This window comes from Pseudoalteromonas sp. SR43-3, from assembly GCF_014163875.1.
Taxonomy (GTDB): Bacteria; Pseudomonadota; Gammaproteobacteria; order Enterobacterales; family Alteromonadaceae; genus Pseudoalteromonas; species Pseudoalteromonas distincta.
Genome location: NZ_JACJEC010000003.1, coordinates 44,993 through 70,842 on the forward strand (window position 1 = coordinate 44,993; position 25,850 = coordinate 70,842).

21 protein-coding genes and 1 other annotated feature are annotated in these 25,850 nt (G+C 38.6%); of the genes, 13 read left to right on the forward strand and 8 right to left on the reverse strand.

Annotated elements, in window-relative coordinates; genetic code table 11:
* Positions 1–38: 38 nt before the first annotated feature.
* The 7 genes from prlC to H5088_RS04750 all read left to right on the forward strand — a co-directional run bounded on the left by prlC (position 39) and on the right by H5088_RS04750 (position 9,584).
* On the forward strand, positions 39–2,078 hold the full coding sequence (gene prlC / locus H5088_RS04720; protein WP_149602058.1) for an oligopeptidase A: 2,040 nt from the start codon (positions 39–41) through the stop codon (positions 2,076–2,078).
* A gap of 139 nt (positions 2,079–2,217) precedes the next feature.
* Entirely contained in the window at positions 2,218–3,396 is a 1,179-nt protein-coding gene (locus tag H5088_RS04725; RefSeq protein WP_002958415.1) for a response regulator transcription factor, read from the forward strand.
* A 57-nt stretch (positions 3,397–3,453) separates the two neighbouring features.
* Positions 3,454–4,209, forward strand: a complete 756-nt coding sequence (locus H5088_RS04730; RefSeq protein ID WP_182752306.1) for a class I SAM-dependent methyltransferase — start codon at positions 3,454–3,456, stop codon at positions 4,207–4,209.
* 328 nt (positions 4,210–4,537) lie between these two features.
* On the forward strand, positions 4,538–5,086 hold the full coding sequence (locus tag H5088_RS04735; RefSeq protein WP_259398085.1) for a TnsA endonuclease N-terminal domain-containing protein: 549 nt from the start codon (positions 4,538–4,540) through the stop codon (positions 5,084–5,086).
* Positions 5,083–6,924 carry a Mu transposase C-terminal domain-containing protein gene (locus tag H5088_RS04740; RefSeq protein ID WP_182752308.1) on the forward strand — a complete coding sequence of 614 codons (1,842 nt, stop codon included), beginning with the start codon at positions 5,083–5,085 and terminating at the stop codon, positions 6,922–6,924. The genes H5088_RS04735 and H5088_RS04740 overlap by 4 nt, the downstream gene beginning before the upstream one ends.
* On the forward strand, positions 6,921–7,922 hold the full coding sequence (locus H5088_RS04745) for a TniB family NTP-binding protein (protein WP_182752309.1): 1,002 nt from the start codon (positions 6,921–6,923) through the stop codon (positions 7,920–7,922). Before H5088_RS04740 ends, H5088_RS04745 begins: the two co-directional genes overlap by 4 nt.
* 1,089 nt (positions 7,923–9,011) lie before the next feature.
* On the forward strand, positions 9,012–9,584 hold the full coding sequence (locus H5088_RS04750) for a YolA family protein (protein WP_013463092.1): 573 nt from the start codon (positions 9,012–9,014) through the stop codon (positions 9,582–9,584).
* A 43-nt stretch (positions 9,585–9,627) separates the two neighbouring features.
* Here the strand turns inward: H5088_RS04750 and H5088_RS04755 are convergent, their stop codons facing one another.
* The 3 genes from H5088_RS04755 to H5088_RS04765 all read right to left on the reverse strand — a co-directional run bounded on the left by H5088_RS04755 (position 9,628) and on the right by H5088_RS04765 (position 12,078).
* Entirely contained in the window at positions 9,628–10,065 is a 438-nt protein-coding gene (locus H5088_RS04755; RefSeq protein WP_013463093.1) for a hypothetical protein, read from the reverse strand.
* Positions 10,066–10,305: 240 nt separating this feature from the next.
* A complete protein-coding gene (locus H5088_RS04760) occupies positions 10,306–10,686 on the reverse strand; it encodes a hypothetical protein (protein ID WP_024606317.1) in 381 nt (126 codons plus the stop codon).
* Between the two features lie 172 nt (positions 10,687–10,858).
* A protein-coding gene (locus H5088_RS04765; protein WP_236613520.1) for an IS3 family transposase occupies positions 10,859–12,078 on the reverse strand; the annotation gives its coding sequence in 2 pieces (ribosomal slippage) (positions 10,859–11,790 and positions 11,790–12,078; 1,221 coding nt in all).
* Positions 11,684–11,800, reverse strand: a sequence feature (AL1L pseudoknot). Its footprint overlaps the gene before it by 117 nt.
* A 91-nt stretch (positions 12,079–12,169) precedes the next feature.
* Here H5088_RS04765 and H5088_RS04770 point away from each other — a divergent pair.
* Together H5088_RS04770 and H5088_RS04775 are read left to right on the forward strand one after the other, a co-directional pair.
* The gene (locus H5088_RS04770; protein WP_157743020.1) at positions 12,170–12,334 is read left to right on the forward strand and encodes a hypothetical protein; all 165 of its coding nucleotides are present in this window, start codon (positions 12,170–12,172) and stop codon (positions 12,332–12,334) included.
* Between the two features lie 120 nt (positions 12,335–12,454).
* Positions 12,455–13,129: a hypothetical protein gene (locus H5088_RS04775; RefSeq protein WP_013463096.1), complete on the forward strand. Its 675-nt coding sequence runs from the start codon at positions 12,455–12,457 to the stop codon at positions 13,127–13,129.
* Between the two features lie 329 nt (positions 13,130–13,458).
* Here the strand turns inward: H5088_RS04775 and H5088_RS04780 are convergent, their stop codons facing one another.
* Entirely contained in the window at positions 13,459–14,847 is a 1,389-nt protein-coding gene (locus tag H5088_RS04780; RefSeq protein WP_182752310.1) for a DEAD/DEAH box helicase, read from the reverse strand.
* Positions 14,841–15,425 carry a hypothetical protein gene (locus H5088_RS04785; protein ID WP_182752311.1) on the reverse strand — a complete coding sequence of 195 codons (585 nt, stop codon included), beginning with the start codon at positions 15,423–15,425 and terminating at the stop codon, positions 14,841–14,843. Before H5088_RS04785 ends, H5088_RS04780 begins: the two co-directional genes overlap by 7 nt.
* A gap of 156 nt (positions 15,426–15,581) precedes the next feature.
* Here H5088_RS04785 and H5088_RS04790 point away from each other — a divergent pair, with 156 nt between their 5' ends.
* The gene (locus H5088_RS04790; RefSeq protein WP_055254548.1) at positions 15,582–15,836 is read left to right on the forward strand and encodes a helix-turn-helix domain-containing protein; all 255 of its coding nucleotides are present in this window, start codon (positions 15,582–15,584) and stop codon (positions 15,834–15,836) included.
* Positions 15,837–15,911: 75 nt separating this feature from the next.
* Here H5088_RS04790 and H5088_RS04795 read toward each other — a convergent pair whose 3' ends face one another.
* Positions 15,912–17,201 carry a pentapeptide repeat-containing protein gene (locus H5088_RS04795; protein ID WP_182752312.1) on the reverse strand — a complete coding sequence of 430 codons (1,290 nt, stop codon included), beginning with the start codon at positions 17,199–17,201 and terminating at the stop codon, positions 15,912–15,914.
* A gap of 256 nt (positions 17,202–17,457) precedes the next feature.
* On the opposite strand from H5088_RS04795, the gene H5088_RS04800 reads away from it, so the two are divergent.
* The 3 genes from H5088_RS04800 to H5088_RS04810 are packed head-to-tail and all read left to right on the forward strand — an operon-like array spanning position 17,458 to position 23,999.
* Entirely contained in the window at positions 17,458–19,071 is a 1,614-nt protein-coding gene (locus H5088_RS04800) for a class I SAM-dependent DNA methyltransferase (protein WP_182752313.1), read from the forward strand.
* Positions 19,061–20,638, forward strand: a complete 1,578-nt coding sequence (locus tag H5088_RS04805) for a restriction endonuclease subunit S (RefSeq protein ID WP_182752314.1) — start codon at positions 19,061–19,063, stop codon at positions 20,636–20,638. The genes H5088_RS04800 and H5088_RS04805 overlap by 11 nt, the downstream gene beginning before the upstream one ends.
* Positions 20,639–20,693: 55 nt before the next feature.
* Entirely contained in the window at positions 20,694–23,999 is a 3,306-nt protein-coding gene (locus H5088_RS04810) for a type I restriction endonuclease subunit R (protein ID WP_182752315.1), read from the forward strand.
* A 67-nt stretch (positions 24,000–24,066) separates the two neighbouring features.
* On the opposite strand, the gene H5088_RS04815 is transcribed toward H5088_RS04810, so the two are convergent.
* Both H5088_RS04815 and dkgB read right to left on the reverse strand, forming a co-directional pair.
* Entirely contained in the window at positions 24,067–25,020 is a 954-nt protein-coding gene (locus tag H5088_RS04815; protein ID WP_182752316.1) for an alcohol dehydrogenase catalytic domain-containing protein, read from the reverse strand.
* A 1-nt stretch (position 25,021) separates the two neighbouring features.
* The gene (dkgB, locus tag H5088_RS04820; protein WP_182752317.1) at positions 25,022–25,840 is read right to left on the reverse strand and encodes a 2,5-didehydrogluconate reductase DkgB; all 819 of its coding nucleotides are present in this window, start codon (positions 25,838–25,840) and stop codon (positions 25,022–25,024) included.
* Positions 25,841–25,850 lie beyond the last annotated feature (10 nt).

The window sequence follows — 25,850 nt, forward strand, 5'->3', positions numbered from 1 at the left end:
AATTTAAAACGTAATGCATTAACGCAAAGAGAGTATTTATGAGCAACCCACTAATTGGCCTTGAAGGCTTACCACCATTTTCAAAAATAAAGCCTGAGTACGTAGTACCAGCACTAAAAGACGGTATTGAGCTTTGTCGTAAAGCCATTGATGACGTGTTAGCGAAAGGTTCGTACACGTGGGATGACTTAGTATTACCCCTTGAAGAAGCCGACGACAAATTATCGCGTATGTTCTCCCCTGTATCGCATTTAAATTCAGTAATGAATAACGACGAATTACGTGAAGCTTACGAGCAGTGCTTACCGTTAATATCTGAATATTCAACATTTGTAGGTCAGCATCAAGGTTTATACAACGCGTATAATACGCTTTATAACAGCGACGAATTTAAAACGCTGACTACAGCACAGCAAAAAACAATTACTAATGCGCTTCGTGACTTTAAATTATCGGGTATTGCATTAGCGCCGAAGCAGCAAAAACGCTACGGCGAAATTAGCGCGCGTTTATCAGAACTTGCCTCAAAATTTGGCAACAACGTAATGGATGCCACACTTGCTTGGCACAAGCATATTACTGATGAAAGCGACTTAGCTGGCTTGCCAGAATCTGCTTTAGCGCTTGCAGCTGACACAGCAAAAAGTAAAGAGTTAGACGGTTGGGTATTTACCCTTGATTTCCCGTCGTATTTACCAATTATGACCTATGCAGATAACCGCGAACTCCGCAGAGAAACTTACACCGCGTTTTCTACGCGCGCATCAGATCAAGGCCCTAATGCTGGTGAATTTGATAACTCAGAGATTATGAGTGAGGAGCTTGCGCTTCGCCATGAACTTGCACAGTTACTAGGATTTAACAGCTACGCTGAAAAGTCACTGGCAACTAAAATGGCCGAAACACCAGCGCAAGTATTCTCGTTTTTAGAAGACCTTGCTGCTAAATCAAAACCACAAGCAGAACAAGAAGTGGCAGAGTTAAAAGCCTATGCTGAGCAAAAACATGGTATTTCTGAATTACAGGCATGGGATTTTGGTTACTACAGCGAAAAACTTAAGCAAGAAAAATACGCTATTTCAGATGAAGTACTACGTCCTTACTTCCCTGCAAATAAAGTATTAAGTGGCTTATTCGAAACCGTTAACCGCTTATTTGGTATTAGCGTAAAAGAAGTTACTGATTTTGATACTTACCACAAAGATGTACGTTTTTTTGAAATTGTAGATAGCAGCAATACCTTACGTGGACGTTTTTATCTCGATTTATATGCACGCGACCGTAAACGCGGTGGTGCGTGGATGGACGACTGTATGGGTCGTAAAGTACGTGCTAACGGCGAACTACAAACTCCAGTGGCTTATTTAGTGTGTAATTTTAATAAAGCGGTTGGCGATAAACCTGCATTGTTTACTCATGACGAAGTGACTACCTTATTCCACGAGTTTGGTCATGGTATTCACCACATGCTTACACAAGTTGATGCTGCCCCTGTTGCGGGTATTAATGGTGTAGCGTGGGATGCGGTAGAGCTTCCTAGTCAGTTTTTAGAAAACTGGTGTTATGAAGAAGAAGCATTGAGCTTTATTTCAGGTCATTATGAAACGGGCGAGCCGTTACCTAAAGAGCTACTTGATAAGCTACTAGCGGCTAAAAACTACAACTCAGGCATGCAAATGCTGCGTCAAATTGAGTTCTCGTTATTCGACTTTAAAATCCACAATGATTATAAAGCGGGTGAAGAGTGTCAAATTCAAGCAGTACTTGATGACGTACGCAGCCGTACCTCGGTCGTTAAGCCTCCTGAGTTTAACCGTTTTCAGCATGGCTTTAGCCACATTTTTGCAGGCGGTTACAGCGCTGGTTATTACTCATATAAATGGGCTGAAGTACTCTCTGCTGATGCTTATTCTAAATTTGAAGAAGAAGGTATTTTTAACCCGCAAACCGGTCAAGCCTTCATGCAAAATATTTTAGAAAAAGGCGGCAGTGAAGAGCCAATGGAATTATTTAAAAAGTTCCGTGGTCGTGAGCCTAATGTTGACGCGTTACTACGCCACAGCGGTATTGCAGCTTAAAAACTAATATTTAGCACAAACTAAATTAAAGCGCCTATATGGCGCTTTTTTATTATTTGTAAATTATTATCTAATAATTTTTAGTAATTTCATCCTGTCGTACTATGCTTTTAGCACACCTATTAAAATGGATTAAGGCATGGCAAAGTTGGTATTAGCAATTGATGACGACAAATATGTTCATCATATAATTGAAGAGTCTTTAGCAGGGTTTTGTAAAATAATTCATGCAAAAGATGGCGATGAAGGATTAAGGCTAACCAATAAATATAACCCTGATATTATTTTACTCGATATTGAAATGCCAGGTATGTCAGGCTATGACGTATGTAAAGCGATAAAGCACAGTGAAAGCACTCAAGATATTCCCGTTATGTTTCTCTCATCTAAAATAGAGTTAAGCGATCGGGTAAAAGGTTATAGTGTTGGCGCATCTGATTACATCACTAAGCCCTTTAACGCAGAAGAGTTAATAGCGCGTATAAAAGTGCTTTACGAATATCGACAGCAATGTGCAAAGCTAAAACTGGATATAGCAAAAGCGAATAAAACAGCGGAAATAGCGATGACAGAGTCGGGCGATATGGGCCGTATAATGCGCTACGTTGGACAAAGCTATCACGCTAATAACTTTCAATCGTTGAGTGAACACTTTTTTGCCTTTTTTGCTCCTTTAAATTTAGATGTTGTGGTTGTGTTTTGGTATCAAGGAACAGGTGTTTTTTATAGCCAGCAAAGCGGTGTTTGCCCGTTAGAGCAAGAGCTGCTGGAGCAACACAGACAAGCTCAACGATTTGTTGATATTGGTAGTAGTACTATAATTAATTACCCCAAAGTATCCCTTTTAATAAAAAATATGCCAGTTGATAACGATGCTTTGTACGGGCGCTATAAAGATCTGTTCCCGCATATATTAGAAGTAACTAACGAGAAGGTTATTACCATGGAAAGAAGCGAAAGCAGTTATGAGCAGGCAGCTCAAATAAGTACAGCCCTTCAAGATATTGTTAAGCAGTTAACTACACAAAATATAGAGCAAAACAAAAGTACTAAAGTGTTTATAGAGCAGCTACATGAGCTTGACTGCGCCATTAAGCTACAACAAACACAAGCAAATCCTGCCGATCTCACTTTATATATATCTCAATTAGATCAAACAATGCAGTTATTTGTATCGGCTAATAGCGATTTAGCCTTTATCAAATATCAGCTTAAACAAGTTGCCGAAAGCCGCAATGAACTTATATCTAATTTACGCACTAAAGCGGAAGCCGCAAAGGTCAATACGAATCATCACAGTGATATAGAGCTATTTTAGTGCTTTAAAGTAAAGCGGTTGATATACTACAGGCGTATTTTATCGTCGGAGTTTATTGTGGTTATTCAGTGTGCTTTTAAAGAGTTACGTCCTTATTTAAATGAATTAGAAACACGCTTTGGTTTAGCCCAATGGGCGCAAAATTGCTGTGGCTTTAGCTTACATTACGACGATAAAGGGTTGAGCCTATTTAAAACCGATGAGCCTAAACTAGGTGCAATTAATGTTGATTTTGTAACCGGTGCTGCTGCCCATAGGCGCAAGTTTGGCGGTGGTAAAGGGCAAGCTATTGCCAAAGCGGTTGGTTTAAATAAAGGTGCAACGCCTGTTGTACTTGATGCTACCGCAGGCCTTGGGCGAGATGGCTTCGTACTTGCCTCGCTAGGGTGCAAAGTTATATTACATGAACGTCACCCGGTTGTAGCTGCACTTTTATACGATGGCTTAAAGCGAGCCTATAGCGATATTGAAATTGGTTTGTGGATGAAAGAAAATATGAGCCTAATATTTGGTTCAAGCCATACCCTACTATCGCAATGTGAAAGCATGCCCGATGTGGTTTATTTAGATCCTATGTTCCCGCACCGCGAAAAATCAGCATTAGTTAAAAAAGAAATGCGTGTATTTCAAGAGCTTGTTGGTGCAGATACCGACGCTGACGATTTACTCGAATTCGCCTACCCACTCGCCAGTAAGCGCGTAGTAGTAAAACGCCCCGATTACGCCCCATTTTTAAATGACAAAACCCCAAGTATGCAAATTAAAACCAAAAAGAACCGTTTTGATGTCTATGTAAAGGCAGCAATGGTTTAAAAAGCGTTATTAGCGTTAGGTAAACCTGCGCGAGGTTTTGTCGCTGCAACCATAGTTTGACATAATACAACCATACCTTGACATAATTAAAGCCATACTTTGACATAAAGCCCCTTATTAAAAATGATAATAATAATTAATGGTATTAAAATCAATGTGTTGAATTTATATTAAACCATAGTGTGACATAATCTATTTTTATTTGTATAGTCTGTATACAATAAAAATAAAAACAGCTATTTCAGCCATGTATATACGCAATTTAAGAAAGCCATCCCCAAATAAAAATGTATTTAAATTTGCGAGCACTAAAGTTAGTAGTGTAGTTATGTGTGAGAGCACATTAGAGTTTGATGCATGTTTTCATCATGAATATAACGACTTGATAGAAAGTTTTGGGAGTCAGCCTGAAGGCTTTAAATATGAGTTTATGGGTAAAAGCTTACCTTACACACCAGATGCACTGATTTCATATACAGATAAAACCCAAAAATACCACGAATATAAGCCCTATTCTAAAATTGCTTCTCCACTATTTAGAGCTGAATTTGCGGCTAAAAGGGCTGCATCATTAAAAATGGGAATTGATCTTATTTTAGTAACTGATAGGCAAATTAGGGTAAACCCAATATTAAACAACTTAAAACTATTACACCGCTACTCAGGTGTTTATGGTATCAGTAGCATTCAAAATGAGTTGCTCAGTTTTATTCATAAATCAGGGGTAATTAAGTTAAATGATATAAGCTCTCAGATTGGTTTACCAATTGGTAAAACACGCTCCTTTATATTTGGGTTAATGCATAAAGGATTGGTTAAGGCTGATCTAGGGTGTGATGATTTAACTAATAATCCAACATTATGGGCTACACCATGACTGACTTTTTTAATGAATTTGATGAATCATTAGCGCCATTAAAACCACAAACGCCCACTCAATATGTCAAATTAGATGATGCCAACTTAATCAAGCGTGATTTGGATACCTTTACTGTTGCTTTAAAAAACCAAGCGTTACAAAGGTATAAGCTAATTAGCTCTATCGATAAAAAGCTTTCACGTGGGTGGACCCAACGAAATTTAGATCCTATTTTAGATGAGCTTTTTAAAGAGAATACACAAGGTAGGCCAAATTGGCGGACTGTTGCTCGTTGGCGTAAAAAATACATCGAAAGCAACGGGGATATTGCCTCCCTTGCTGATAAAAACCATAAAATGGGAAACAGAACCAACCGTATAGAAGGGGATGATACGTTTTTTGATAAAGCATTAGAGCGATTTTTAGATGCTAAAAGACCTACTGTTGCAACAGCATACCAGTACTACAAAGACTTAATTATTATTGAAAATGAGAGTATTGTTGAAGGCAAGATTCCAATAATATCCTACAATGCCTTTAATAAAAGAATCAAAGCAATGCCACCATATGCGGTTGCGGTTGCAAGGCATGGTAAATTTAAAGCAGATCAATGGTTTGCTTATTGTTCAGCACACGTGCCTCCGACAAGAATTCTAGAGCGTGTAGAGATTGATCATACACCACTTGATTTGATCCTACTTGATGATGAGTTACTTATCCCTATAGGAAGGCCTTACCTAACATTACTTATCGATGTATTTAGCGGTTGTGTTCTTGGTTTTCATCTTAGTTATAAATCTCCTTCGTACGTATCTGCTGCTAAGGCTATTACTCATGCAATTAAGCCAAAATCACTTGATGGTCTGAATATAGAACTACAAAATGATTGGCCTTGCTTTGGTAAATTTGAAAATTTAGTTGTAGATAATGGGGCTGAGTTTTGGTCCTACAACTTAGAACATGCTTGTGAGGAATCAAAAATAAACGTTCAATATAATCAGGTACGCAAGCCCTGGCTAAAACCTTTTATAGAGCGCTTTTTCGGAGTGGTTAATGAATATTTCCTACCAGAACTGCCAGGGAAAACATTCTCAAATATTTTAGAAAAAGAAGAATATAAACCTGAGAAAGATGCGATCATGCGTTTTTCAACGTTTGTAGAAGAATTTCACCGCTGGATTGTGGATATTTACCATCAAGATAGTAACTCACGTGAAACTCGAATCCCAATTAAACGTTGGCAACAAGGGTTTGATGCATATCCCCCTTTAACTATGAGTGAAGAAGATGAAGCGCGCTTTGATATGTTAATGCGCATCTCCGACTCAAGAACTTTAACGAGAAATGGGTTTAAATATCAAGAATTAATGTATGACTCAACAGCTTTGGCTGATTATCGTAAACATTATCCGCAAACAAAAGAAACTATAAAAAAACTGATTAAAGTTGATCCTGATGATATTTCAAAAATTTATGTTTACTTAGAAGAGCTGGAAAGCTACCTAGAAGTACCGTGTACAGACCCTACCGGTTATACGGACGGGTTAAGTATCTATGAGCATAAAACAATAAAAAAAATTAATAGAGAAATGATTAGGGAATCTAAAGATAGTCTGGGCTTAGCTAAAGCTCGCATGGCTATTCATGAGCGAGTAAAACAAGAGCAAGAAGCTTTCATTGAATCAAAAACTAAAGCAAAAATAACAACTGTCAAAAAGCAAGCTCAAATAGCCGATGTAAGTAATACAGGCAAAGGGACTATTAAAATCTCTGAAGAAAGTGCAGACCCAGTACAAAAAAATATAGGTAACGATTTATTTGATGATTGGGATGATGACTTAGAGGCATTTGAATGAATGCCTTAACAGAAATACAGATAGAACAGTCGCACAACTTTAGCGATTGCATTGTTATGCACACGCAAATTAAAACAATTTTTAATGACTTTGATGAGCTGAGATTAAACCGTAAATTCCAAACAGACCAACAGTGTATGCTATTAATTGGTGATACAGGAGTTGGAAAAAACCATACCATTAATCACTACAAAAAAAGAGTTCTAGCTACACAGAGTTATAGCCGAAACACTATGCCAGTGCTAATAAGTCGTATATTTAGGGGGAAAGGCTTAGATGCTACTTTAGTCCAAATGCTGGCAGATCTGGAGCTATTTGGAACTAGTCAAATTAAAAAGCGAGGCTACAAAACAGACCTTACTAAAAAGCTTGTAGAGAGCTTAATTAAAGCTCAAGTTGAGTTACTCATCATTAATGAGTTTCAGGAGTTAATAGAGTTTAAAAGCATACAAGAGCGGCAACAAATTGCGAATGCATTAAAGTTTGTTAGTGAAGAAGCCAAAGTGCCAATAGTACTGGTTGGTATGCCTTGGGCTGCAAAAATAGCTGAAGAACCACAATGGGCTTCTCGCTTAGTTAGAAAAAGAAAACTTGAATACTTTAGCCTAAAAAATGACAGCAAGTACTTTCGCCAATATTTGATGGGGTTAGCTAAGAAAATGCCATTTGATACGCCTCCCAAGCTTGAAAATAGGCATACCACAATGGCGTTATTTGCTGCATGTCGAGGGCAGAATAGAGCTCTCAAACACCTACTATCAGAAGCTTTAAAATTAGCATTGAGTTGTAACGAGTATCTTGAAAATAAACATTTTATAACTGCTTATGAAAAGTTTGATTTTTTTAATGACAAAGAGCCATTGGAGTTAAAAAACCCTTTTGAACAAGATGCTAAAGATATTGTTATTTATGAGGTGATTAAAAGCTCATCCTATAACCCAAATGCATTAGATCCTGAAGATATGCTAATAGGTCCTGAATTCGCAATAGTAAAGTAAGCTGCACGAGCTTAGGCTCAATTAAGAGTATTAAAGTGTAGATTCAAACGGTAAGTCATCAGATTAGCTTCGTGTGATTAAAACAAGCCTGACAGTCGCATATGTGTCTTGATAGGTTATTCAAGCGTAACTTGTTTATGCCCCAAAACGTGTTGAGGCGAATGCCTCAAAAGAGCGAGAAGCAGACGGTCGGTTAAGCTCGTTTTTGGACAGAAACGTGTCAGGGACTTTTCTAAATTAGCAACGCACAGATAGCAATACGTACGGCTGTGTTTATCAGACCTGTTTATTCAATAACTTTATCGAGTCCGTTCAAAAGTACCGTTCACATCACGCGTGTAACTTTCCCGTGTGCAATTCGTTATTAGCGCTTACATGGCAAGGCCTCTAGGTTAATACGACAGTGTAACCTAGAGTGCCGCCGCACCTGTTTTTAATGTGAAATGGTAGATACACCGGCAATTATTTTAATAAATACTCACCTTTTGCTTATTCGTAAAAGTGCTATGCGTTAAATTATGATTAAGCGGAACTAAGGCGACAGGTTAATTTTTTCAGCGCCGCAGATAGTTAAAAAATTTTGTTAGTATCAAAGAAACATAAAAAATGAAGGTAACCAGGCACGAGGCCTGGTTGAAAATCAACGATAGTAAAATGGCATGGATGCCACGTTCTAACCGCCAATCTTTTACGGCAATTTAAGATTACACTGCGGTTGGGGCACTATCAATATTAATGAGCACGCGAATGAAAATAGATATTCATTATAAAGTGAAAGTAGAAGGAAGGTTTTCTATTAATTTAATTTCCCTAATTTCTGTAGCCCAATTGGTTATAAGTTTAATAGGTTAATTGTTAGGTAGGGGGTATTGCAGGTCAAAGTGTGATACCCCATTATTTTAGCCGCTAAAATTAAAGTTTCACCGGTGAAACTCAGTTGTTGGATGAAGGTCTTGTGTTTGATTTTCTGCTATCAGTTAACAAATATAAAAATTAATTATTTATCATTATGTTTTCATTTTTTGACAATGCTAAAGGCGTGAACTATGAATACCTTTCAATTGATATTAAAAGGGAAATTCAAGGACTATGAAAATAAATTTAATTAATTGCCTGCTATCTGTAGTCATAGCAACTGGTGTAAGTAATATGAGTTATGCTGAGGAAGTTCCGCGCAGTCAACAAGTAATTACCTCCCTTCCTGTACTCACTAGTCAGAATGCTCCAGCTCCTGCCGAAATCAAAAACATCCGCATGGAGTCTGAATTAATGGCTCGAGCATCAGCTCCGCCGCTATCTTCAATGTGGGTATATGCTGTTGGTTCAACTGATTGTGGGTGGGAGTCCACTGTTGGTATGACAACAACTGCATGTGATCATGGGGGAGAGCAGCTGCGTACTGCTGTTTTAGAAATTGGTTATGGTTATAATCATATTGCTTGGATGAACGGTGGGTTACTTCCGAGTTCCACAATGTACTCAAGTACGCCTGTTTGTGTGACTGGTAGTAATTACACATGGCCTTGTACCGCTGGGCAAACTGTCGTGGGTTTCCTCAATGAATACAATGTCGATGGTCATCAAAACGGATTATTCAAATACCAAAATACTTCGACTAATTCGCCATGGAATACTATGTCAGTCCAGATCAGTATTCTTTGATTTATTAATGATGTAGGCCAGACATTCTGGCCTTTTTATATTTCTAAATACGAATGTTAACACCAGTACTTTTGTCTTGCATGATAGACATAGCTGATTCTAACATCTTCAAAGTAGTCTCGTCATTGCGTGACAGTGCGCCTTGGATGCCATCACGCGTTTTTTGAATGAAGTTATATCGTGTTTCATCACTGTGTGCACCTGCCAGTTCGCCTCCATTTACGGGTATTTTCATAGTCATAGCCATGAAAGGCCTGCCGTCATCGAGAGACATTTCTCCATTGCGGATTTGAGTGTTGGCCCAGTCCCGCATTTCTTGCCGGGTCATACTAGTGAAATCCGCCTGTTTTGTGCTGCTGTCAGTCTTATCATTGTCTGTTTGTGCTGCTGTTAATGCAGCCGAAAATGACGTTGAGGCCTCTGTTGAAGGCTTGGTACGCTGGTTCCCATTAAAATAATGTACGTTTGCATCAACTCGCATAGGTTCTTTTCCTTAGTATGATCGTATGAGTGATATTAACTGCAAAACCTGCGCCATAATTATACACTTATAGTCTTTTGAAAACGCCTTTAAAAAGTTTATTTAAATTAAGTTGTTGAAGGTAATTCATCGTAAAGTGAAAAGCTTAATACAGAGGTGTTGGACGGCAAAGGCTTTCCGGTAACTGGAATATTTACTAATAGGCTTGGCTCATAGGCCTTAAATTATTCAGGATAAAGCCTAATAAAAGAAGGTTTTGAAATAAGCAATATTAAAGTGAAATATTGGGATCGAGATTGATACAAAGATGAGGGATATAGAAATCAATATCCATTTCAATTTTTTGATTTCTTTTAAGTGATTTGCATTTTTAAGCGATTCATTTAGCCGCTGAATATTTAGTTCAACTTCGTGTACAGTCTCCTGAGAGACGAGCGCTAAATCTTTAATACTATCAACAGAGCTTTTTAAGTTTTTCTCTGTTGCTAGTATATGAGTATCAACGCTCTTAATTTCCAGTGATTTCTTCACATATTCAGATAAAGAAATACCTTCCTTTTGCGCCTCACTACTTAAAGACTCTTTTAATTTATCGTCAATTCGGATGCTTAGAATAGCCATTCTAAAATACCTCTGATGTATACGGGTGTAAACAAAGCGTATACGCCTATTTTTAAAGGCGCAACAGGTTATTTTAGATGAAAACTGTGTATGACAAAATGAGATAATAGGCACGCTGTCGAATGTATACAAATGAATCGCCCCGAGTTCATCGGAGACCAGTTTGTTTAAGTCAGGCCACTTTACCTGACTCGTTTAAATTATCATAGTAGTCTGTTTCATATTGAGCTGGTGAAATATACCCAATTGAAGATAATAAGCGTTGATTATTAAACCAATTGACCCACTCTAACGTTGCGTATTCAACAGCATCAACATTCTTCCACGGGCCATTTCTGCGAATAATCTCTGTTTTAAATAATCCATTTATTGTTTCAGCCAATGCATTGTCATAAGAGTCACCCACACTGCCTATAGACGCTTGAATTCCAGCTTCAGCAAGTCGCTCAGTGTATCGTATAGACAAATATTGGCTGCCTCTGTCGCTGTGGTGAATTAACCCTTCGGGGTTGCCACGATGCCAAATAGCTTGCTCTAACGCATCAAGAATAAGCTCTGTGTGCATTGTCGTTGATACACGCCAACCTACAATGTATCGTGAAAAAACATCTATCACGAAAGCGACATAAACAAACCCACTCCATGTGGCAACATAGGTGATGTCAGCTACCCAAAGTTGATTTGGCTGCTCAGCAGTAAATTGACGATTAACTAAATCAAGTGGCTTATCTTGTTGCTCGTCAGGTATCGTTGTCTTATGTGCTTTACCCCGACGAACACCTTGAATTCCCATAACTCGCATCAATCGTTCGACTGTACAGCGGGCGACTTGATGGTCGTCAAGCTGTAGCTGCTTCCATATTTTTCTTGCACCATAAACTGACATATTATCCTCCCACACTTCGCGAATGAGTATTATCAGCTCAGCATCACGCTTTTTGCGGTTAGACAGTCGCTCAGGCTCTCTTTGTATCTGTTTATGAGAATAATACGTTGATGGTGCAATCGGCAATTCCTTGCAAATTGACTCGACACCGTAATGCTCTCTGCAAGCATCAATAAAATCCACTATTACTTCTGTTTGCGGTCGAGCTCCGCTTGGGCGAAAAAAGCGGCAGCTTGCCTCAGGATATCATTCGTTCGCTTGAGCTCTTTATTCTCGCGCTCTAAGACGGCAAGGCGTTCTTCAGTTGATTGCGTATTAGAAGAGGGTTTAGACGGTTGAGCTTGAGATTTCTTGACCCATGCTCTAAGTGTTTCTGGGGTACATCCCAGTTTATCTGAAATCGATACTAGCGCAGCCCAAAGAGAAGGGTATTCATGCTGTTGTGTGGTAACAAGCCTAATTGCACGTTCACGAAATTCTGATGTATAGCGATTTGATTTTTTCATAGTTCCAGTTTCTCAAGTTATTGAGTCTCTGGCAAACACGGGGCGATTCAGTTTTGCAATTTTAAGAAACTATGACGGACATGATTTCAAAGTGACTTTGGTTGATAGCAATGGAGATAGAGTTGCTGGCGGATATAGCGTAGCAGTTTCCACTTCTATCTTTAATGCAGGCACTTATTATTGGGAAGTTGAAAATAAAACAACAACTGGATCTACTTATGGTGGAATTACTTATGAAGTAAGATCTGGTGGCTAGTTAAACTTTCTATTAACGACTCAGCCCTATGAGTCGTTAATAGAAAACAATCTAAAATAAAAGCTTAAGTTTTATAAAATTATGTCGATAAAAGAAAACGACATATGAAAAAGGATTTTTATGAAAATCAGCACCAATCTACTACCTACTCTATTTGAAAGTAAAATATCTATTTTTACAAACAGTGATGATGAAAAAATAAAAAGCTTTTCTACTAAAACAAGCGAAAGTGGCTTAAAAATTAATATAAACACAACTCACCTTGATCCTAAAGTTAAAGAAAAAAAAGACAATAATGCTTTTGATTCATCATTAATTGAGGGAAGTGCATATGAAAAAGTATTTAAAAAAGAAGAGCTCAACTTTTCTAATATGAGTATAAAAGAACTTCATAGTATTGTTAAAAATGTGAATGAAATGGAACGAGAATACACACAAAAATACGATAGTGATGAACCAGTTAGATTAGGTAAGTCAGGAAACCCCATAATATCCAAAAAAAGAGAAGATATGAATAGTTTAGAGTCTAAACTTAGGATCCTTTCTTATGGTGGAGGGGATGTAGATCCTGATAAAAAAATTAATGTTATGGAGTATTTTTCTAATAGTTCAGAGAAATTAGATGGACTTGCTAAAGAATATCCTGAACGTCAGACTTATCAAGTAAGAGCCTCTTACATGAAAGAAATAATTAATACGTTTGATAAATTTATATCAGACGATACTTTTGATTTATATCAAGAAAAGGCTGCTTTATTGTTAACCGACAAAAAGAAAGTCGATGTTTTTATTTGAAAAAAGCCTAGAACATAGCAAAACAGCTAACAGCTTATTGAACACCATTTTGGTGGTTTATAACACACCGAAACGGCGTATATTACATACCCTGATAATTTCACCAATAATTACCTTTGTAAACAAGTAATTAAAACAGCTAGGAATTAAGCATGTTATTTTGCCCCAAAACGGCGTTTAATAATGTTATTGGACAAAATTAGATTTCTACTTAAAACACAGGAATAAATTTAACTTTTTCAGTGTCCGGTTATCGCTCATAGCGGGCTGCCAGATGAAACCTAAGCCTAACCATTAAAACTCTATTGTGATATATAAATCACTCTAAATTACCCTATTACAAAAGCCTCAATAACCCGCTCTCTAAACCCGCCAAAGGCCTGTAAAAAGCTTGCTTCTTTCTGTTCAATTTTCAGCTGATTTGATTCATTTGCTCCCCATGAAAATAATAAATCATCAATTTCCGCAATCGGCTGACTATCGGGCCTAGTGGAGCTTGTCTTTTTATTAGTCTCTGCTCTAAAATATTCATTCGCTATGGCGTTATTTCTTATTAGTACACAAGTGTCAGGTAGCTCTTGGTCGATTCTATTTGCAAAGGTGGTTAGTGTTTCTTCGGCTAGGGTGAATAGCCAAGCTTCTTGGTTGGGGGAACTGTTTACTCTTAATATGCGTCCAAGTACCTGCCTAAAATAAAGCTCGGTTTTAACTCTGCTTAAATGGCAGCACACTTGAAGTCTTGGTATGTCAGTACCTTCCGACACCATTCCAACGCTTACAATCCATTGTGTGTTGCTAAAGCGAAAATGGCTGATTCTATCGCCAGCATCGCTTTCTTTGTAAGTAACTATGGTTGCTGATTGATGAAAAATATCTGTAAGAACGATCACTATTTGCTCTGCATGCTCAACCGAAGAGGCAACAATTAACCCTGCGGCATTGCTATTCTGCTGCCTAATAGTGGCGAGCTTACTTACTCCTTGAGCAATAATATAATTGATTACAGCTTCGTGCTTAATCAAATCCTGATAGGAAATCGATGGATCTTTTAGCAAAGACTTTAATGAGTTATAGGTTTTGGTTTCCTGTTTCGTGGTTGTTACCGAAATTTCTTCATTATCAATTAAAACAATTTTAGGGTTACGGCATACGCCATCATTTACCGCCTGTTGCAGCGAGTAAGTGTAATTACATATTATTTTATTATCAGGGTCGCTATAAGTTGCCAGCGCGATAGGAAGAAGGTCAGAGCGCCAAGGTGTGCCTGTCAACGCTAACGTAAAAGCAGCGTGCTGTTGAATATTTTTAACAATATCTTGCCCCCATACATTGGCATCCTCAATGCTCGAACCAGCACAATGGTGTATTTCATCAAACACCACTAACACGCGGTTGTTCTTTAATAGTTTCCAGTAGTCGTCATTAAAAAAACGCATGTTTTGATAAGTATACGAGCAACCAACTGAGCCAATAACACCGTCAAAATTACAATTTAACCGTTTAGCAAACGTCTTTCTAATGCCATTTGCAACCTCACTAGAGGGTGAAAAACAAATCACAAAGTCTATTTGCTTAGTTTCAAATAAATACGCTGCAACTTCTGCCGCCAATACAGTTTTACCGGCCCCTGGTGTAGCTAAACAAAAAAAGTGCTTATGGCTTTGAGAGTGGTGCTTTTTAACTGCCGATAAGCAGGCTGATTGCCAATCCCTTAGCATGGTTGCTTTTCTTTTATTTTATTACCCAATAAAGTCTGCAAAGCATTTATTTTGCCAAGTAATTTAATCGACTTTTCCTTTGCTTGAGTGTGATGCAGCTGCAACTGTACTTGCAGCTTAGGGTAGCGTGCAGAAAGGCGCTGATACTCTTTAGCTTCTTCAAGTACAGTATTTAAATCAATCTCGTATGTTAATAAATCTTTTTTAAGTTCTTCTTGGTACTCAATAACTTTAACAGTTTCGGTCGAAATATCAGAAGCGCCAATATTTGCAGTATCTATTTGTTTTACTTTGCCTCGCCTTGAAGTAGGGACGATTTCTAAACTTGAAAAAAGCTCTGTTGTTGAATATATAACCTCCTTAGCTCCCTTGTTTAATTTATTGGTTCGTCTTAAGAGTCCATTTGCAACATTGCGAGTTAATTGGCGATATACAAACTTTCGGGTTTCTACTGGATCAGTAAACTCAGATTGTTCACGCAATAAAGCCTCTTTCGCTTGCGTCACAGTGAAATCATTCATCTGTTTGATTACCAAAAGAAAATGTAAAAATACATTCATATTCGCTTTTTTACTCATTGCTAAACCTTACTACTCACCATAAACTTAGGATTCCTAAGTATACATGCTCATGTAAAAACTAGACAATCATTTAAATGTGAGAGTTACCAAGATGAAGCAACGGTGCAGGTTAAATCCTTTTTTACAGAGCGTCTTAAAGAGGCTCGAAAACGAATGAAAATAAGCCAAAAAGAGTTAGGTATTAAAATGGGGATGGATCCAAGTTCAGCCAGTGGCAGAATGAACCATTACGAAACGGGTCGCCATATGCCCGACTTAACTACTTTAAAAAAGCTAGCAACCGAGCTAAATGTTCCCGTAAATTACTTTTTTTGTGAATCAGAGGAAAGCGCAACTTTGGCATGTTTAATCGAAAAGCTTGATGATGAAGGTAAGCGTAAGCTAATTCAACTACTAGAATCACAATAGTATTTTCTAATCTGGTTTAATCAAGGTTATAAAATTTAAAAGTAGCCATATGGGGGCTTCATTCCTATAAGTTTTTTAAATTCTAAAGCGGTTACGCAGACCAAGCCCAACTAAGAATAGAAATAAAAATGACGAGCTGGCGTAAGCATAGCTATAAAGATAAAAGTTCTCAGGTAATTGCTTTTCAAATAGCACTTGTGCACTGTGCCCTCTAGCTTCCTTTGATATCGATAAAAAAGGAGTTATTGTAGCGATAGATAAAGTTGCAGCCGGCTTGTAAGCACTTTTTATCTCAATATCTGACTTTGAAATTATATACGAATTAAAAAGAAGAAAAGATATAACTAGGAGCAGCAGGGGGCGCATTATACTTTGCCCATAGTTACTGGTAACAGAATAAATTATATCCATAACTGACTGTACAATATTGAGCCTACCCCATCTTTTAGCTCTAAGTTCATCCGCATGAAAAGCCAAAACCATATCATGACTCTTATTTTGTTCTGCAAGCTCTTTAAGTCTACATAGGCGTCCAATATCGAGTGTGTCAGTAACTTTTTTTATTGGAGTAAAAAATACCTTTTTACGGTTTAGGGTGTATATCATAGAGGTTAAGTCAGTATGATGGTTGAGCTTCGTACTTCTCAAATCTGGAACACACTTAAAGTGTCCACTAATATTAAAATCTTTTTCAAATACACTTCCTTTGAAAGACAGAGTTATTACTTTCTTTGCATCAAGTTCATCAAAGTCGAAGGTGTCTGTACAGTTTATATACTCAAAATAAACCTCTTTGCATAAGAATTTAGTATTTTTAAAGTGCGTACCGCCAGCAAAAGTTGAATGATCAAAACCTACAACTTCGTGAAATGTAGTACTTGGGAAGTAAGCCAGCATTTCAAAATGCGAAAAAGTGAATAGTGTATTTCCTTTGAAATTACAATCACTAAAAACTATTGAGTTTTGAAACTCAGCGTTGTAAAAAGACGCAATACAATTGAACGTAATACCATTGAAGGAGGCATTTTGGGAAAATATAGCTTTTGAAAAATCAGCTGTTCCATTAAAAGTACCATTGTCGAATATTGCAGGAATATTAAATTCAGTATTTGAAAAATCAGCTAAATGAGGGAACGTGTAGTTAACGAATGTTAGAGCTGAAAAATCACCTTCTGCATTTGCTTTTAATAAAACTTTATTATTGGGAGCGATTTGTAGCAAGTCGGGTATTGCGAATCTCACGCCACTAAAGTCAACACCTATGTCCGGATTGTTCTTTGCCCACACATTCCAAGCATCTTTCCCCTGAAGCCATAGAGCTACACTAGCTTCTTTGCTTAATAAGTTTGGTTTTTTAAATTCCATTTTTAACAATACCCGTTAAAGTAAACCCAGCCCTATGTTTTATCATAAGTAAAAAGCTATTTCATTTTTTAGTGTTTAGCAGAGGCGGAGTTAATCCAAAAACCTTAATAATCCTCTTCGTAATTATCGTTGCTTAGTTAGTGCTTTAAACCTCTTTTTAATACCAATTTATTACTAATTAAAACTCAAAAACCCACGACCTTTGCTGTATGATAAGCCAATAAATTATATTGATATTCTTGCAAAGAGAGACCACATGGACGCTGCATCAAAAAAGCCTGCAACTAAAAAAGCCGCAAAAAAAACACAAGTCGGGTTTGAAGAATCCCTTTGGGATGCCGCCAATAAACTGCGCGGGAGTGTTGAATCAGCCGAATATAAGCACATTGTTTTAAGCTTAATCTTTCTTAAATTTATTAGTGATAAGTTTGAAGCGCGTAAAAAAGCCATTGCCAGCGAGTACGGTGATGAATACATCGACATGGTTGACTTTTATGCGATGGATAACGTGTTTTACCTACCAGAAGACGCACGCTGGTCGTACATTCAAATTAACGCCAAGCAAGGCGATATAGCCGTTAAAATAGATACCGCACTACACGCGGTTGAAAAAAACAATAAATCACTCGCTGGCGCATTGCCCGATAACTACTTTTCACGCTTAGGGCTTGATGCCAGTAAGCTCTCTGCGCTTATCGATACCATTAATAATATCGACACCATTGCCAACCAAAACGAAAAAACAGAAGAAGACTTAGTTGGTCGTGTTTACGAATACTTTTTAGGTAAATTTGCCGCCTCTGAAGGTAAAGGCGGGGGCGAGTTCTACACGCCTAAGTCAATTGTTACCCTAATCGCCGATATGATAGAGCCATTCGAAGGTAAAATTTACGACCCCTGTTGTGGCTCGGGCGGTATGTTTGTGCAATCGCTTAAATTTATTAATAGCCACAACGGCAACCAAAAAAATGTCTCTATTTACGGGCAAGAGTACACTAACACCACCTATAAACTGGCTAAAATGAACCTTGCCGTTCGCGGTATTTCGGGCAACTTAGGCGATATAGCAGGCGATACCTTTTTTAAAGACCAACACCCCGACCTAAAAGCCGATTACATAATGGCAAACCCACCGTTTAACCAAAAACAGTGGCGCGCCGATAACGAATTAGTCGACGATGCCCGTTGGGCAGGTTACCCAACACCGCCTACCGGTAATGCTAACTATGCGTGGATCATGCATATGATCTCAAAACTCAGCGAGCATGGCACCGCAGGCTTTGTACTGGCTAACGGCTCAATGAGCTCAAACACCAGTGGCGAGGGCGATATTCGCCAAAAAATAATCGAAAACGACTTAGTCGATTGTATGATAGCCCTACCAGGGCAGCTGTTTTACACCACACAAATTCCGGTGTGTTTATGGTTTATAAGCAAAGATAAACGCGGTAATAACGAAAAAGGCCTACTAAAACGCCGCGACCGCCAAGGTGAAACGCTATTTATAGACGCTCGCGAAATGGGCTCTATGGTTAACCGTACCCTAAAAGAGCTAACTAACGACGACATAGCTAAAATAACCGAAACCTACCATATATGGCGCGGCGAAGAGCTAAGCTTAGATACAGATCAAGAGTACCAAGATATCGCCGGTTACTGTAAATCAGCCACCCTTGCCGATATTAAAGCGAACGACTACGTACTTACCCCTGGGCGCTATGTCGGCGCTGCCGATATTGTAGATGACGGCATCCCGTTCGAAACCAAAATGACTGAACTTAGTCAAACCCTTTATAGCCAAATGAACCAAAGCGATGAGCTTGATAAAGCGATTCGTAAGAATTTGGAGGCGTTGGGTTATGGGGAGTGATTGGCCATTTGTTTCAATTGAAGATATTGCAGAAGTTAAAAGTGGAAAAAGATTACCGAAAGGGAATGAGTTAGTTGAGCATCGAACAGAGTTTCCATATATTCGTTTGGTAGATGTTTCGAATGGAAGAGTTGACTCTGAAAATCTAAAGTTTTTACTACCAAAGACTCAGGAAAAAATCAGTCGGTATATTGTAGACACTGATGATATATGTCTTGCTATTGTAGGACATACAATCGGTATGGTGTTTTATATTGATTCGAAATGGAGTGGGGTAAATTTAACTGAAAATGCTGCAAGAATTACTAATGTTAGTTCTGATTTTAATCCACGTTATATTTATTATTATTTAAATTCATCTATTGGACAAAATGAAATAATCTCAAGGAAAGTAGGCTCAGCGCAAGGTAAATTACCACTTTATAATATTAAGTCGCTTGAGATCCCTAAAGTCCCTAGAGCTTACCAAGATAATGTTGTTCAAATTTTGGATAAAATTGATTCTAAAATAGAACTAAACAAAAAAACCAACAACACCTTAGAACAAATGGCGCAGGCGCTATTTAAAAGCTGGTTTGTTGATTTTGATCCTGTGTTCGACAACCTACTTGCGAGCGTTGATTTTAAGTTAGAAAGCCTTGAAAACCGCTTGCCTGACAATTTAAAACTAAAAGCGCAGCGTCGCTTAGCGGTACTGAACAGTTTAGAAAATGCGGCCGAATGCAAAGCGTCACTCATTGCACTCGCTCACGAGTTACAAGCACAGCTACCAACAAAAGAAGCAACACAAGCAGCAGTGCAAGTATCAGAAAAAGCCGCTGAAACATCCGTTAAAGCAAACTTAAACGCCAACCCTAATATATTAGCCCAACACGCTAACACCCACGCCCACTTCCCCTGTGAGTTCGAGCACAACGAACAACTAGGTTGGATACCAAAGTGCTGGGAAAAAGGCACTTTTAAAGACATTGCTGATGGGCTAAGTGGTTATGCATTTAAAGGAAAAGATTTTTCAGAGACAGGTTTTGCTGTTCTTAAGATTAAAAACATAACTACAGTTCGCTCTGTAGTTATTAATGATGTTAATAGGGTTTCACCCGAAGTAATCGATAAACTTCAGCGGTTTTTGCTCAATGATGGCGATATTATAATGGCTATGACTGGAGCAACTGTGGGTAAATTTGGAGTTCTAGTTAGCGAGGATAATGAAGCTTATTATTTAAACCAACGTGTTTGTAAACTTACACCAAAGATGGAAAAAGGAAACCCTTTTTTATTTAGTGCGTTAAATCAGCCTGGAGTAGAGGAAGGTATCTTAAGTGCCGCTCAAGGAAGTGCACAGCCAAATATTAGTGCAAATGGAATATTAGCTACAAAGCTTTTAGTACCAAGCAAAAAAACTATAGAGATATTCAATCGTTTACTAGAAGATGTATATGAGCGAAAAATTACTCTAAGAAAAGAGTGTTACAAACTAACAAAACTCCGCGACACTTTATTACCCAAACTCATTTCTGGTGAATTACAAATACCCGATGTAGCCATTGATGAAGAAGTAGTAGATTAAACTTAACTGAGTGTTTGAAGGCCAAAATAAAAATAAAAAAGAATAAGGATGTTTGATGAAATTTACTGAAGCCAAATTAGAACAAGCGGTGGTTGAGCTATTAGGCGAGCAAGGCTATCCGCATTTATTGGGCGGTGAGCTTAGCCGCAATAATAGCGATGTACTGATAAAAGAAGACTTGCGTGCTTTTTTAACTAAGCGTTACGCTAAAAATAATATTACAGCGGGTGAGGTAGCCTCAATAATTGCAAAGCTTGAAAAGCTGCCAGCAAGTGATTTATACGAGAGCAATAAAACCTTTTGTAAGTGGCTAAGTGACGGCTTTTTACTGAGCCGCGAGCGTGGGAGGGTAGCAGGCAGTGCAGCGCAAAAAGATTTGTATATTCAGCTGCTTGATTACGATAACGTTGAGCAAGGTATTAAAAGTAGCCTAATAGTAGGGAATGCTATGGCTGCTTTGGATAATATGGCTCTCGATAACGTGAATGAAGCCAGCGTTACCTACCAGCAAGACGATAATATCTATCGCTTTGTTACCCAGCTAGAAATAGAAAGCCCCACAAGTTACGACAATATTGAGCTGCGTATTCCCGATGGCATTTTATACGTAAACGGCTTGCCGTTGGTGGTGTTTGAATTTAAAAGCGCGATACGCGAACAAGCTCCTATATTTGAAGCGTATGAGCAGTTAACGGTGCGCTACCGCCGCGCTATCCCGCAGTTATTTGTATTTAATACCTTGTGCGTTATAAGTGATGGCGTAAACAACAAAATGGGTAACTTATTTGCGCCTTATCAGTTTTTTTACTCATGGGGAAAAGTAACGGGGCAAGAGCTAACCGCGCAAGAGGGGATTAACTCGTTACATACCTTATTGCAGGGCTTGTTAGATAAAGCGCGCCTGCGCGATGTAATGCGCAATTTTGTGTTCTTCCCTGACTCGGGTAAAAAAGAGATAAAAATTGTGCCGCGTTACCCGCAATATTATGCGGCTAATAAACTGTTCGAAACTATAAAACAGCATTTAAAGCCACAAGGCGATGGTAAAGGCGGTACGTACTTTGGCGCAACGGGTTGTGGCAAAAGTTACACCATGCAATTTTTAACACGCTTGTTGATGAAAAGCGTTGAACTTAAAAGCCCAACCATTATTTTAATTACCGACCGAACCGATTTAGACGATCAGCTTTCTCAGCAGTTTGGTAATGCTAAAACCTACATTGGCGACGACACAGTAAAAACTGTTACCAGCCGTACTCACTTACGTGAATTACTTGAAGGGCGTAACAGTGGCGGTGTATTTTTAACGACTATTCATAAGTTTACCGAAGACACCCAGTTATTAACCGACCGCACTAACGTTATTTGTATTTCTGATGAGGCGCATCGTAGCCAAGTTAATCTTGATCAAAAAATTACTATCACCGAAAAAGGCGTAAAAAAGACCTTTGGTTTTGCAAAATACCTGCACGACTCACTACCCAATGCCACTTACGTTGGTTTTACTGGCACCCCAGTAGACGCCACGCTTGATGTGTTTGGTGAAGTAGTTGACTCGTACACCATGACTGAGTCGGTTAAAGATGAAATAACCGTACGCATTGTGTACGAAGGCCGCGCTGCCAAGGTGTGTTTAAACAACAGCAAACTGGCAGAAATTGAAGCCTATTACAAAGAATGCGCTGATGCAGGCAGTAACGAGCTGCAAATAGAAGACAGTAAAAAAGCCACCGCTAACATGAATAGCATTCTAGGCGATCCTGACCGCATTCGTGTATTAGCAAGAGACTTTGTTGAACATTACGAAAAACGCGTTGAGGAAGGCTCTACCGTTGCAGGAAAGGCGATGTTTGTGTGTAGCTCGCGTGGTATTGCTTATCAGCTGTATCAAGAACTAGAAGAACTACGCCCACATTGGTTTGATGTAGTCGATACCGACAACGCGCAAAAGCTATCTGATACCGAGCGAAAGCGTGCCATTAGCGAAGGCCGTATTGCTGCGCCCTCTGAAAAAGTAAAAATGGTGATGACGCGTGGCAAAGACGACGTTGAACGCCTATATAATTTACTTGGCAGTAAAGACGAGCGTAAAGAGCTTGATAAGCAATTTAAAAACAAAAACTCAAACTTTAAAATAGCCATAGTGGTAGATATGTGGCTAACCGGTTTTGATGTGCCATTTTTAGATACCATGTACATAGATAAGCCACTGCAAAAGCACAGCTTAATACAAACTATTTCGCGGGTTAATCGCCAGTTTGAAGGCAAAGATAAAGGCCTAGTGGTTGACTACATTGGTATTAAATCTGAGATGAATAAAGCGTTAGCGCAGTATTCAAAAACTGACGAAACTAATTTTGAAGACATTACCGCCTCGGTTATTGAAGTCAAAAACCATCTAGCGCTACTTGCCGAGTTATTCCATAAATTTGACAGCAGCCCATACTTTACCGGTGAGGCCGTTGCCCAGTTAAACTGCTTAAACCACGCTGCCGAGTTTGCACTAATTACCGAAAAACGCCAAAAGCGTTTTATGGATTTAGTTAAGCGTTTAAAAGCCGCTTACGATGTGTGTTGCGGTAGTGAAAAAATTAACGAAAATGAGCGTAACCACATTCACTTTTACCTTGCCATTCGCTCTATTATTTACAAGCTAACCAAAGGCGAAGCGCCCGATACTGCGCAAATGAACGCCAAAGTACGCGAAATGATAAGCGAAGCCCTGCAAAGCGACGGCGTTGAGGAAGTATTTAAGCTCGGCAATGAAGATGGCGGCGAAATCGACATTTTTAATGACGATTACATTGCCAAAATAGAAAAAATAAAACTCCCCAATACCAAAATTAAAATACTGCAACAAATGCTAGCTAAAGCCATAGGCGAGCTTAAAAAAGTAAACCAAACTCAAGGTATCGACTTTACCAAACGCTTTGAATCGCTAGTACAGCGCTACAACGAGCGAAAAGAAGATGATGTACTGGTAAGTAGCGTACTGGATGACTTTTCAGAAAGCATGGTTGATATGATTTACAGCGTACGCGACGAAATGAACGCGGGTGACGAGCTAGGCATTGATATTGAAGAAAAAGGCTTTTACGACGCCCTAAAAATGTTAGCGGTTAAATACGACTTTGACTACCCCGAAGATAAGCTAATTGAGCTTGCCCAAGCGGTAAAAGTAATTGTAGATGACAAGGTAAAATTTGTAGATTGGAATAACCGAGACGACATTAAATCATCGCTCAAAGTCGAGCTGATTTTAATACTCGCTAAATTTAAATACCCACCAATCAGCCGCGATGAAGTGTATAAAGAAATATTTGAGCAAGCGCAGAGTTTTAAAGCGAATAAAAAAGTTTAAATTACTAGGCTTAGTTTGGATGTGATTTATGGAGTTCACCATTTAAAGCGAGCTCCATAAAAAAGCGTTATAACGCACTTTGGCTAACTACGGTTTTAGCGTTTGATTGTTCACTAAAAGCAAGTGCCTCATTAAGTTTTTCAAATGGAAACACTTTAGGTGTATCAGTGGTTAGGGTTTGGTTATCTAACTGGTTAATTAATGCCTCTCCCTCTTTTATGAGTTCAGCCCAGTCTTGCTCATCTCCATAGTTGTGCAACGCGCCAAGAGCAACTTCATGATACGAGATTGAGCTGGTAAATGCAGGGAACAGCGGTTCCTCAATTCTATCTTGAATACAGACTAAGTGGCCGTTAGCTTTAAGGTAGCTTGCAAGTTTAGTAGCACTTTGTTGGCCTTTAGCATCAAATACGGCGCGGTATTGTTGCTGGCATTGGCTTTGCTCTCTCAGCACTTTATTTACACCAAGTGATAAGGCCTCTGTTTTATTCGCACTTGGGCTGAGTAAATTGATTTTAACGCCATTTTTATGGAGCAGCTGTATAAGGATTTTGGTAACTGCACCAAAGCCAGAAACCAACACCTTTTTATTTTGCATGCTTGGCACTTTATTAAATGCCTGTATTGCAGTGAGCATAGGGCACGGTAAGCTTGCAGCCTTAGATAAAGAAAAGCTTTGTGGGAGTCTCATTACTCGTTGAAATTTTAACACTGTGTATGTTGCAAAACTGCCAGGTAAAAGCAGCGATTGATGATAGCAAACCGAGCTGCCTATAAACTCTTTAGGTACGCTAGCGCCTGTTTGAATAACAATTCCTGCGCCATCCACACCAGGTATAAAGCCTGACGGCCAAGCTAATGGGTTGGCTTTTATAAATTTCCAATCAACAGGGTTTATACCCATTGCTTTGTTTAAAACAACAATTTCATTTTCGTTTATGTTTAAAGGTGGTGCAATTGAAGATAGAAGCAGGGGGGAGCCTGCCTCTTCAAACTGCCACGCTAAATCGCAGCTGTTCATTTTAGTTATCCCACTGTGGAGAAAAGTCAGGTGATGCTTGGCGATCGTTTTTATTTAATTGATCAATCGCGGTTATTTCTTTAGCACTAAGTGTTAAATCAGGGCCAGCTAAATTAGTTATTAGATTACTTCTTTTAGTTGATGAAGGAATCGTTGTTAATCCATTCGCAAGTGCCCACGCAATAACAACCTCAGAAGGCGCCTTATTATGACTATTGGCAATATCAATAATGGTTTCATCTTTGAGAACTTTACCAACAGCAAATGGCATATAACCTGTCACATGAATGTTATTTTCACTGCAAAATTCGCGTAATGACTCGTTTGTTAAGTAAGGGTGAACTTCTACTTGGTTAGTAAAAATTTCACCGTTAGGCAAAATAGCCATAGCCTGTTTAAGCAAGTCAATAGTGAAATTTGATACGCCAATATTTTTAGCAAGGCCTAGCTCTTTAGCTTTAACTAGCTCACCTAAATATTCTTCCATCGGTTCATCGTTCTCTGGAGATGGCCAGTGTATCAATAACAAATCTACATAATCAGTTTGCAGTTTATTTAGGCTTTCTTTAACACTATCAATGAATGATGCTTTGTTTAAGTTAGCATTCCATACTTTTGTAGTGATAAAAATATCGGCTCTAGTTACGCCGCTGTCACTAATAGCTTGGCCTACTTGCGCTTCGTTGCCATAAATTTGTGCAGTATCTATATGCTTATACCCAACTTCTAACGCCATTTTTACAGAGTTGTAAGCCACTTCGTCTTCTAAGCGAAAAGTACCCATACCTAATTTTGGCATTGTGTTTAAATTTATGTTCATTACGTGTCCT